This window comes from Limnospira sp. PMC 289.06 (assembly GCF_032350395.1).
GTDB lineage: Bacteria > Cyanobacteriota > Cyanobacteriia > Cyanobacteriales > Microcoleaceae > Limnospira > Limnospira platensis.
Window position 1 is genome coordinate 1 of the sequence record NZ_JARPLC010000140.1, and the last position, 11414, is coordinate 11414.

Here is an 11414-nt window from a genome sequence, read left to right on the forward strand (position 1 = left end):
GGGATAAGTGTAACCGCAAGTCCTAGAGGATGTGAGATGTGACCAAAAGCCAACGCCCTACTGTAATGGCAGGGATATGCTAACAGGTCACGGTTTGATTGTAAAGAAATAGAGCCTAGTAGGTGTACAAATGGCGATAGCGAGTTTAAAGAAAGGGTTTGGGAAACCAAAACCAATCAAGACTACGAACAACGCATGGAAGGCAATCCCATGGACTAAGGTTCAACGGAAAGTTTTCAAGCTCCAAAAGAGTATATTTCAAGCAGCTAAATCGGGACAGGATGCAAAGGTTAGAAGGTGGCAACGTCTATTGGTGAAATCATATTATGCCCGGCTCTTAGCGGTGCGACGGGTGACCCAAGACAATCAAGGCAAAAAGACGGCTGGAGTAGATGGGATGGTCGTAATATCCCCTAAGCAAAGGTTAGAAATGGCTGAGAAAATCAAGGGAAACCTCAAAACAAAACCACTACGAAGGGTGTGGATTCCAAAACCTGGAAGGGATGAGAAACGTCCTCTAGGGATACCCACAATCCAAGATAGAGCCAGGCAAGCCTTGGTGAAATCGGCTCTCGAACCCGAATGGGAAGGGAGATTTGAAGGCACAAGCTACGGGTTCAGACCAGGCAGGTCAGCCCATGACGCGATTGGTAGAATATACACGGCCATAAATCAGGGTCAATACTATGTCCTTGATGCGGATATAGCGAAATGCTTCGACCGAATAAACCATGATTACCTACTGTCCAAAATTCATTGTCCTAGCGTAATTAAACGCGACCTGAAACAATGGTTAAAAGCAGGAGTGCTAGACAATGGCGTATTCGAGGATACAGAAGCCGGGACACCACAAGGAGGGGTAATAAGTCCAATACTCGCCAACATTGCACTGGATGGAATGGCTAGGTTAATTGAAACAATGTATCCAAAAGCAAGTGGGGGTAAAGTTAAAGCCACCCTAATAAGATACGCTGATGATTTTGTAGTGATATCACCGTCACTGGACATCATTGAACAGTGCAAAACTGCTATTTCCCGTTGGTTAAAACCTATAGGATTAGAGATTAAACCGGAAAAGACCAGAGTGTGTCATACACTTAACCCCATACAATATGAAGGGAAAACAGAAGAACCTGGTTTCGATTTCTTGGGATTCAATATTAGGCAATACCCAGCAGGAAAACATAGAGCGGGGAAGATAAATAGGGACACAAGGAAAACCTTTTTAACCCACATCAAACCCAGTAAGAAGGCAGTTAAAGCCCAGATAGAAGTGATTAAGGGTGTAATCAAACAACATAAGACAGCACCCCAATCAGCCTTGATTAGCAAGCTAAATCCGATAATACGGGGATGGTCAAATTACTATTCAGGGGTCGTTTCAATAGAAACCTTCTCTAAGCTAGACCACATAATTTGGCAAATGTTAAGGGCATGGACAGTCTCAAGATGCGGAAAGGCAAACTACGAAAAACTGAGTAATTATTTCATACCTGGAAAAGTTAAACTCAGTAATGGGAAAGAAAGACAAGAAAGTTGGATGTTCCAAACCAAAGATGGGTTACATTTCCACAAGCATAGCTGGACGCCAATTGTCAGACATACCCTAGTGCGCCCGGATGCAACACCATACGACGGAAATTGGACTTATTGGGCAACCAGGAAAGGTCAGGCAATCGATACACCAACAAGGGTAGCAAAACTACTTAAAAAGCAAAAAGGTAGGTGCGCCTGGTGTGGGCAATACTTTACCCCATCAGATTTAGTTGAAGTAGACCACATAGTACCTCGAAGCCAAGGTGGTAAAGAGGAGTACAAGAATCTTCAACTATTGCACCGCCACTGTCATGATGATAAAACGGCACTAGATGAAGCCGATGCTGTGTCCTTAACAATGGAGCAATCAAACTAGGAGCCGTGTGAAGGGAAACTTTCATGCACGGTTCTGAATGGGAGGGGGTGAAGGTGACTTCACTCTCGACCCCTAATCAACTGGCACGGTAATGGGCGGGCATAGAACCCGAACTCCCCAGAGACACGATTGGTTGAGAAAGGTAAAGCGGCTTATAAGTCCTCTGTAGTCGGTTAATCAACGTCAGACTCAGGGCAAAACTATTCATCAGCCCGAAGCGGAAACGACTTAGGGGTGTATGCGGGCAAAAGTTCCCGCAACACGGTGAGAATGCCACCTGTCACGAGGGATAAATCCTTGTCCCCACCCCCACCTCGCGGAACGCAGGTGGCGGAGCATTCATGTGTGAACGTTGATCACTTCTTGCTCTAGGCTGACCGGTGGGATCATTCTAGGTACTTTCGGAAAAATGTAAAAATATTGCAACGGCCTCCGGTATGATCACGTTACGCATCTCGATCTAAGGGAACGCAAAATACAATTATGCGAATTTTATTTGTAGCGGCGGAAGCGGCACCCCTGGCCAAAGTCGGGGGTATGGGGGATGTCGTGGGTGCTTTGCCCCAGGTCTTGCGGGCAATGGGCCATGATGTCCGGGTATTTATGCCCTACTATGGCTTTTTACCAGACAAAATCAAAATACCCAAGGAACCTATATGGTGGGGAACCGCCATGTATCAAAAATTTGCGGTTTTTGAGACGACATTTCCCAAAACTGATGTTCCATTATATTTATTTGGACATCCTTCGTTTATGCCTCGTCGGATTTACTATGGAGAAGATGAGGATTGGCGGTTCACCCTATTTGCGAATGGGGCTGCTGAATTTTGTTGGAATTACTGGAAACCCCAAATTGTTCACTGTCATGATTGGCATACCGGGATGATTCCCGTATGGATGAAAGAAACCCCTGATATAGGTACTATCTTTACCATTCATAATTTAGCTTATCAAGGACCTTGGCGCTGGTTTTTGGAACGGATTACCTGGTGTCCTTGGTTTATGGAAGGTCATAATGTCATGGCGGCAGCGGTTCAATTTGCTGACCGGGTAACTACAGTATCTCCCACTTATGCTAGTCAGATTCAAACGGCTGGCTATGGGGAAAACATGGAAGGTTTGCTCTCCTATATAAGTGGCAAAATGTCGGGGATTCTTAATGGGATTGATACGTCGTCTTATAACCCGGAAAACGATCGCTATATCGTGGAAAACTTTAATGCTGATACCGTGGAAAAACGGAAAACCAATAAAGTTGCCCTTCAGGAAGAGTTAGGACTAGAAGTTAACTCCGGTGCCTTCCTGATTGGTATGGTAACACGACTGGTGGAACAAAAAGGACTCGATCTAGTAATTCAAATTATGGATCAGTTTATGTCCTTTACTGATTCCCAATTTATTTTACTGGGAACAGGCGATCGCTATTACGAAACCCAAATGTGGCAAATGGCATCCCGCTATCCGGGGAGAATGACGACCCAAATTCTGTTTAATGATGCCCTATCACGGCGGATTTATTCTGGTGCGGATGCCTTAATTATGCCCAGTCGTTTTGAGCCTTGCGGAATTAGCCAAATGTTAGCAATGCGTTATGGCTGTATTCCCATTGTGCGGCGTACAGGAGGCTTAGTCGATACGGTATCCCATAACGACCCAGTAGGGGAAGGCGGCACAGGTTACTGTTTTGACCGCTACGAACCTCTGGACTTCTTTACGTCTATGGTTCGCGCTTCGGAGGCTTTCCGCTATAAAGACCATTGGCGGCGACTCCAACAGCGAGCCATGCACCAAAACTTTAGCTGGGAAAACTCAGCCCGGGAATACATCAAGGTTTATGAGGAAGTAGCGGGATACTATTCCTACCAACCCCCAACTCCTGAAGTACAACCGGAAACTGGTGTCACCACTTAGGGCGACACCCGGTTAAGCAAAACACCCGGTTTCTCAAGTTCCCAGTGGACACAGAAACCGGGTTTTTCTAGGATACAATCAACTACATACAATCAACTACAAAGCGATCGCCGTTTTTTGATTAACCCTTGCACTAGCCTCGATAACTGCTTGACGTGCCCATAGGTCGGTGGCTAAGATATCATCCAAACTGGGATTTTGACAATTATCTTGTTCATGGCGATCGCACACCATTTCAATGACCTTGGGAATATCCAAAAAGCTAATTTTTTCATCTAAAAACAGAGCCACAGCCTGTTCATTAGCGGCATTTAACACGGCTGGCATAGACCCCCCAGACCGTCCGGCCGCGTATGCTAACTGCATACAAGGATATTTTTGATTATCTGGTGCTTTAAAAGTCAAATTACCAGCTTTGACCAAATCCAACTGTTCCCAATCGGTATAAATTCTTTCCGGCCAAGATAGAGCATATAATAGGGGCAAACGCATATCCGGCCAACCCAACTGCGCCAATACAGAAGTATCCTGCAACTCAATCAAAGAGTGAATAATACTCTGGGGATGAATGACAATATCAATTTGATCATAATCCAAACCAAACAGAAAATGAGCCTCAATCACCTCGAGACCCTTATTCATCATGGTAGCGGAATCAACGGTAATTTTACGGCCCATAGACCAATTAGGATGCGTAGTTGCATCAGCCACTGTGACCTCGGTTAACCTTTCTACAGGCCAATCACGAAAAGCGCCCCCAGAAGCTGTCAGAATAATCCGTCGTAAACCCCCAGAGGGAACCCCTTGCAGACACTGAAAAATAGCGGAATGTTCGGAGTCAGCGGGTAACAATTTAACGCCATATTTCTCAATCATAGGATTGACGACAGGTCCGCCAGCGATGAGAGTTTCCTTATTAGCCAGGGCGATATCCTTACCGGCTTCAATAGCTGCAATTGTTGGCAATAGTCCGGCACAGCCAACAATACCAGTCACCACAGCTTCCGAGTCTCCATAGCGGGCAACTTCCACTATACCAGACTCTCCTGCTTCTATAATGGGTTGGGGGTCAAGATCGGCGATCGCCTCTCGCAATTCCCACAACTTATTCTGGTCACAAATAGCGACAATTTCCGGCCGAAACTGTCGCACCTGTTGCGCCAGGAGAGTGACATTACTACCTGTGGCTAATCCCACAATTTTAAACTTATCGGGGTGATGAGCAACAATATCGAGAGTTTGAGTACCGATAGAACCTGTAGAACCGAGAAGAGTAATTGCCTTCATGTCTTTTGCTAACTTATGTTATTAAATAACCATAGTATCTGTAAGTGTCACCCCCATGCAAACCCCATTAGCAAATTAAAGCACAATTCTCCTCATAAACTCTCATTATACCCACAGCGATACATCCGCAAGAAATAACCAGGAACCCGAGATTTTACCCCCAATTCTCGCTCACAATTAGACCCGGAATGGTCAAATTCAGCGGCAAAGTTAATCAACCATAAATTCATGGGTTGCGGCCATCTATTCAGAGTCTTAACTAAGGTATTGGTCGAAGTTAAAGAATCACCATCATGGCGATGCGCCAGTAGAAAGAAAGGGGAATTTTCCCGGATACCTAACTTTTGTAATTCCCAGGCAATTCCCATCATTTCCCCGGTTTGTTCATGGCTTTTGTGAACGGTGGCAATTAAGGTGGGAATATCTGACCTTAAATAAGCGGATATTTCCTCAGCGACAAGTTCGGGGCGATCGGGTTTGTGGTAAGCTAAGTTATACACTACCATTAACCCACCTAATAAAGACATGAAACCTATAAAAGCGATCGCATATCGTCGCCATTGAGATTTTCCGGGAAACTCCCAACTTTTAGCCAACCCGGCGGCCAGGATTAGTAACACAACGGGAAAATAAATAAACTGATATCGGGCTGCTAGGGTTAAATCCAAACCAATAGCCCAAGCCATTCCGACAAATATAGCCATAATCACCAAAGTAAAGCCTAGCCATAACTTCAGTGATTCTTTGTGGCGATCGCTTTGAAACTTCCAACCATCAATTACTACTTTTCCTAATACCCCTAAAACCAGCAAAGCCACGGCACTAGAAACTATAATAATGGGCAAAGGTTGCTTTTCGACGGGTAACATAATCACCATAGTAATCACCCAAGCGATTAGCCGAAAAATGGGCTCAATAAAATGATTGCGACTCGGTAAAGTCCAAGCAATTAACTGGCTATCTCCGGTGGAAATTTTCAGAAAAATTGGCAACCACACCAAGCTACCGATAGCTGTACCTAATGCGATCGCATAAAACCCTTTCCAGAGTTTCAGCTTGGGAAACCGTAGAGGATAGTAGCGGATATCCTGAATCCAAAATGCCAAAACTATTAACCCTTGGGCTATCAGGAGGAAGATAAAAAAGAAATGGACGGCCATTCCTAGGCTATTAACTATGACAGTCACCAAAACCAGCCAGACCGGGAGAGAGATTTGTGCTTTGAGGCGTTCAATAGCGACCGTGAGACAGGCGAAAGATGCGATCGCCAAGAACATTGCCAAAGTGTAGTGTCGTGCTTCCTGGGCTAAATATACCCCAAATGGTGAAACGGCCATCAACGCCGCCGCCAGATGTCCAACGAGTACAGATCTAAAACATAGCCACCCCAAGCCAAATATAGCGGGAACTGTAGCGACCCCAAATAGAACACTAAGGGATCTGGCTATATAAATTGAGACTAAATCCCCCGGAGTTCCCCACCAGTGAACCCACAGATGGGTCAACCAAAAGTAAATGGGGGGATGGTTACTTTCTGTAAATAGCCTTTCGGAAACGGAAGCGATCGCCATATGATCGCCCAAGTGTAGGGGAAACAGCAGTAATTCTGGAGCGATCGCTGTATCCAAGGGGACCCTATGGAAACCATGACCCAGGCTAAAGGCTAGGGTGGCGAATTCATCACTCCAGATTGGTTTAGCTTCTAAGTTGATCAGACGCAAAATTAAGGCGATCGCGCACCAGACCAGTAGTAAAACCAAATTAATGCGATCGTGCTTAACCCAACTTTCCCAGAGGTGAACCCGCTTTCCCATATTCCCCGCCATATTTGAGGCTACCAGAGTAGTATTCTGCCACAGTCCAGGAAACGGGACAAAAAAAAAGAGAGAACTGCCTGAGCAACTCTCTCTACCATCAGGGTGCATCTACATAACACAATATAGCCTTTTTGCTATGAGGGGTCAAGCCCCCTATTGTAAAGATTTGGTAAAGGAAACTCTCAGCAACCAAAATGGGCACAAAAAAACGCACCGGAATGCTTTTGGCTTCCGGTGAGAACAGTGGGTCATCGAAACTAATCGCCTCAAAGCATGAGAGCAACCCTCTCTGGCTGAGGTAGAATGATGATAGATGTTTTGAGTAAAGGAAATGCACCCTGATGAAAAAACACCCTAATGATCGATAAACTTTCGGATAACTTTGGTAGATTTCCTATCCGCCCGACCCCCTGAACTAGGGGAATCAGGTCGGATTTGAGTGGACAACTCACGGACACTACGGACAAGCTCAATTCCTGTTACCGACCAATCAAGGTTTGCGAGTCTGTATTAATTATTACAGGTCGGTTTTGGAGATTTCAAGGGGTCTATTGCAATCACCCGCTTTTTCTGAAAGTGGGATAGCTGTTTTATAGACCATTAACCGGAAAAATCCCCGCCATGCTTGGTTTTGTTCCTGTCCAACTCCCCAAAATCAAGATCCTATTTCTCAGTGGTAGCTAAGTGACTCTGGCTGAAAAATTAATGTCGTACCCCGGTACTGATAGACTGTAAAAAGTCAGGAGCGATCGCCATGATGGGAAATATCGATTTCAACACACCAAAGTTAATCCAGTCTTACTGAAAACTGAATAGTTTCACCCAGATTTTATCATCGTCAGCAGCGAACCAATTGAGATGGATACTAAAACAAGACGGCAACCGACCCATAATTTAGTGAGGCGACAAGCCACACCAAAAGAACGAGAGTTAATCCATCTGCTGGCTAACCTCGGATGTTCCCAAGCTAAATATGGTCTTAAACACGCTACCAGTAAAGGGGTTATTTCACCGGAAGAAAGACTACGTTTAGCAGAATGGCACTTTCTGAGACTCCAGCAAATCAGAAGGATAGAAAGAAGTTTAGCTCCCGTGGCTACCCTGAAACGGGTTTATTTTAAAACCAACCTGGGTCCGCGCGACCTCAAATCTTTAAAACTGGTTTGGGTCGAGGACGACAAAACAAGGGTTAAGCGAGTCCCCCCGGAGTTAGACGAAATCCTGAGTGATGCTTTAGACAAGGGAGACACTCTCAAACAGATATTTTATATCGTGGAGAACAAAGCCCGGTTATTTGCTTCAACTCCTGATGGGGGTAAAATCCCTCTGTGGGTCAAAGAATGGGAAGATTCAGGCTATGAGGTAAATTTCTTTCCTCCCTCGTTTGCTAAGTGGGCAAATATTGTCGATCTTTCTTAATCCGTGAAAACTTGGCTTAACATTCCTCATTATTGAGGAATGTGCCACACCCCAATCAGGGGAGTCTCAATTCTATCTATTTGACCTCCCTCCCTCTCAGATGCGATCGCCAAGAGAACAAACTATTCTGTATAATTGACACTTACAATTTTACTCCCCATTCTCCTGCTTAATCGCAGATGTAACCGCCTCCACGGAGAACATTCACCAAACAACCTCCTGTCATTTCTCTGGAGGAGAAAAGGCTCCCCATGGTAGCTGTTAGTAGTTAATCCGTTAAATTACTGACACTGACGAACACTCAATCATGAAGTTAAGTAAACCCATTGTGAAATCGTAGGAATTGCTTTATACTGAGTTTATCAGTGCGGCGACAAGCAAATTTACTCAAAAGCTCAAGGCTGCTATTCAGGTCATCTTAGCTCATCAACCATGGCATTAGTCATCCCTGATTCAATCCCATCGAAAGCCAGCAAAGGAGAAAAAATGCTGTTCCGCTTGTTGCGGGATGAACTACCTGACGACTTCTTTGTTTACTATGAACCCATTACCAGCGGATTTTACCCCGATTTTATGATCCTTAGTCCCAGCTTCGGTTTACTGATACTAGAAGTTAAGGGGTGGTCAGTTAAACAAATCCACAAAGCAGATAGTTTTTTCTTTCATATTGAACAAGACGGTCAATTAGAGCATTGTCAGTCTCCTATGAGACAAGCGAAAGGCTACCTAGATGCTCTGCTTTCCAAACTTAAAGGCTATTCTATCCTGTGCCAAGATGATGGAGATTATCAAGGTAAGTTGGTATGTCCTATCGGTGTCGGTGCAGTGATGACTAATATCACAGAAGCACAGGCGCGGGAAAATCATATTTATGCCTTACTAGAAAAGCCACAGGTCTGCTACAAAGATGAACTGATGACATGGCAAGAAATCGGAGAAAGGGCGCTGATTAAACGCCTGGAAGCCATGTTTACCGTCCGATTTAAATTTGCAGATTTAGAAGATGACCAAATTAATACTATTCGAGGGGTAATTCACCCAGAAGCTCAGGTTAGACAAGAACCAGCTAAACCTAGCAGTGTCCCGGAAGGTAAACTGGTTAAGCCGGATGCTATTATTCTGACAACTCTCGATTATCGCCAGGAACAATTGGCGCGTTCTTTAAATTCCGGTCATCGACTATTTTCGGGAGTCGCAGGTAGTGGCAAAACTTTGATTCTTCTCAGTCGCGCTAAAATTTTAGCGGGAGGTTGGACAGATACGAAAGTCCTAATTCTCTGCTATAATGTTGCTTTGGCATCTTATTTGCGATCGCTCATCAAAGAAGACTATAACCTTTTATATCACCGACGCATTGAAGTTATGCACTTCCATGCTTGGGCAAAATCCGTCCTCAGAGGTCTACCCAATCCTAACCATTTTAAAGACGACGATATATACGACTATGAAATGGGTACTAGGCTGTTAAATGCACTGCAAAAAATTCCCAGCGATGACAGGTGGGATGCCATCTTAATAGATGAAGGTCATACTTTCCATCCTAAGTGGTTTGAATGCTGTACGGCGGCTCTCAAAGACCCAGAAGATGGCGATTTAGTAATTGTATCCGACCGTTCCCAGAGTATTTATCGCCGACATAAGTTTACCTGGAAATCTGTGGGAGTGAAAGCAAAGGGGAGGATGCGAAAACTTACCCAAAACTACCGGAATACTGAGGAAATATTACAGTTAGCATGGGCTATGGTTTGTGATCTATCTTCAGCAGAAGATGATGAACTGGAAGATGAGACATTTCCTGTGGTAGAACCCTTGGCAGCAGTTAGACATGGTAAGATACCACAGCTTCATATCAAACCAAACCGTATGGATGAAATTAATGGTGTAATTGACACTATTAAGAAGTTAGTAAATGAGGGATATAAACCTCATGAGATTGCTGTGATTTACCGCTATAAGGGAACAAATGAGAGTCAATCTTTTGAGCATCTAATTAAAACCCTAGACCATATCGGAATGGGAGTTTTTTGGGTGAATGATAATAAACATGACCACAAAATTAACTACTGTTCTAGTCATCCTGGTGTCAGGGTGGTTACTGGTAAATCAGCTTTGGGTTTAGAGTTCAAAGCTGTAATTATCCCGTGGGTGCAGCAGTTTGGTGTGGGTGAAAAAGCAAAGGCTCGCCGGGAATTTTATGTGGCAATGACCCGCGCTCAGGATGTGTTATATCTATTTGGATCAGGTTATTTTGATTTCCTGAGAGAGTTGAAGATGTGCGATCGCTTAGTGGTAGCTTAGTCCCCTTCCTATGCCCTAACTATAATCATCTAAAATTGAGGAATTGATTATGAGTGACTCACAAGATACCGAAAGAATTAGCAAATTGGCTAATAAAAATGCTTGGGCTACGGGATTATTGACCTTTTTCTTTCTACCGATTGGCTATATTTATACCGGACGTTATAAAGCCTTATTTAAAGGATTTGGAATAGTTATTTTGATAACGTTTTTGGGATTGGATGATGAATTTTTTGACTTAGTGGCAGGTATATATGGTATATATGTTGTGGTTGCTACTATTGAAAATGTCCGGGCTGTTAATCAAGCTAAGAAACTAAATAGCGGTTTAAACCAGAATAATTCAGCCAATCTTCCCTCAGCAAATAATGTTGAACTGAAGCTGCTCAAACTTATGAAAAGAAACAGAGAAGTCACCCTAGCTGATTGTGTAATAGAAACCGGTTTAAGCAGTCAACAAGTTAGGGAAACGTTAGAAGAAATGATGATACAGCAGTTAATTACCATGGATAATCGTGAGAGTGATGGGTCAATTGTTTATCGTTTAATTTAGTGGTGAGGGCTTGCTAAATCTCTTGTAGGTTGGGTGAAACGCAGTGAAACCCAACCAAGTTGCCAAATCTCTTGTAGGTTGGGTGAAACGCAGTGAAACCCAACCAAGTTGCCAAATCTCTTGTAGGTTGGGTGAAACGCAGTGAAACCCAACCAAGATGTTGGGTTTCGTACCCAACATCTCCAATTAACTTAAACCCTTATCATTATTGCGATAT

The 11414-nt window shown here is 44.1% G+C and carries 7 protein-coding genes; 5 read left to right on the forward strand and 2 right to left on the reverse strand.

What is annotated here, in order from left to right; all coding sequences use genetic code 11:
- The first annotated feature begins 130 nt into the window (after positions 1 to 130).
- Entirely contained in the window at positions 131 to 1912 is a 1782-nt protein-coding gene (gene ltrA / locus P5674_RS20490; RefSeq protein ID WP_315642951.1) for a group II intron reverse transcriptase/maturase, read from the forward strand.
- 483 nt (positions 1913 to 2395) lie between these two features.
- Positions 2396 to 3823: a glycogen synthase GlgA gene (gene glgA / locus P5674_RS20495; protein WP_190490557.1), complete on the forward strand. Its 1428-nt coding sequence runs from the start codon at positions 2396 to 2398 to the stop codon at positions 3821 to 3823.
- A gap of 96 nt (positions 3824 to 3919) precedes the next feature.
- Here glgA and dxr read toward each other — a convergent pair whose 3' ends face one another.
- Complete coding sequence (dxr, locus tag P5674_RS20500; protein ID WP_315670230.1) at positions 3920 to 5110, reverse strand: 1-deoxy-D-xylulose-5-phosphate reductoisomerase; 1191 nt, start codon at positions 5108 to 5110, stop codon at positions 3920 to 3922.
- Positions 5111 to 5202: 92 nt separating this feature from the next.
- The gene (locus P5674_RS20505) at positions 5203 to 6936 is read right to left on the reverse strand and encodes a hypothetical protein (RefSeq protein ID WP_315670231.1); all 1734 of its coding nucleotides are present in this window, start codon (positions 6934 to 6936) and stop codon (positions 5203 to 5205) included.
- A gap of 849 nt (positions 6937 to 7785) precedes the next feature.
- Between P5674_RS20505 and P5674_RS20510 the strand changes: the two genes are divergently transcribed.
- From P5674_RS20510 to P5674_RS20520, 3 genes are all read left to right on the forward strand, one after another.
- Complete coding sequence (locus tag P5674_RS20510) at positions 7786 to 8346, forward strand: hypothetical protein (protein ID WP_006617254.1); 561 nt, start codon at positions 7786 to 7788, stop codon at positions 8344 to 8346.
- 432 nt (positions 8347 to 8778) lie between these two features.
- Positions 8779 to 10644: a 3'-5' exonuclease gene (locus P5674_RS20515; protein ID WP_014276613.1), complete on the forward strand. Its 1866-nt coding sequence runs from the start codon at positions 8779 to 8781 to the stop codon at positions 10642 to 10644.
- Positions 10645 to 10693: 49 nt separating this feature from the next.
- Entirely contained in the window at positions 10694 to 11197 is a 504-nt protein-coding gene (locus tag P5674_RS20520) for a hypothetical protein (protein WP_315670232.1), read from the forward strand.
- Positions 11198 to 11414: the final 217 nt, after the last annotated feature.

What these genes read in the sequence shown, in the direction of transcription:
- P5674_RS20520 (WP_315670232.1), top strand. Translation starts at nt 10,694, where the DNA reads ATGAGTGACTCACAAGATACCGAAAGAATTAGCAAATTGGCTAATAAA.
- P5674_RS20515 (WP_014276613.1), top strand. Translation starts at nt 8,779, where the DNA reads ATGGCATTAGTCATCCCTGATTCAATCCCATCGAAAGCCAGCAAAGGA.
- P5674_RS20505 (WP_315670231.1), bottom strand. Translation starts at nt 6,936, where the DNA reads ATGGCGGGGAATATGGGAAAGCGGGTTCACCTCTGGGAAAGTTGGGTT.
- P5674_RS20510 (WP_006617254.1), top strand. Translation starts at nt 7,786, where the DNA reads ATGGATACTAAAACAAGACGGCAACCGACCCATAATTTAGTGAGGCGA.
- ltrA (WP_315642951.1), top strand. Translation starts at nt 131, where the DNA reads ATGGCGATAGCGAGTTTAAAGAAAGGGTTTGGGAAACCAAAACCAATC.
- dxr (WP_315670230.1), bottom strand. Translation starts at nt 5,110, where the DNA reads ATGAAGGCAATTACTCTTCTCGGTTCTACAGGTTCTATCGGTACTCAA.
- glgA (WP_190490557.1), top strand. Translation starts at nt 2,396, where the DNA reads ATGCGAATTTTATTTGTAGCGGCGGAAGCGGCACCCCTGGCCAAAGTC.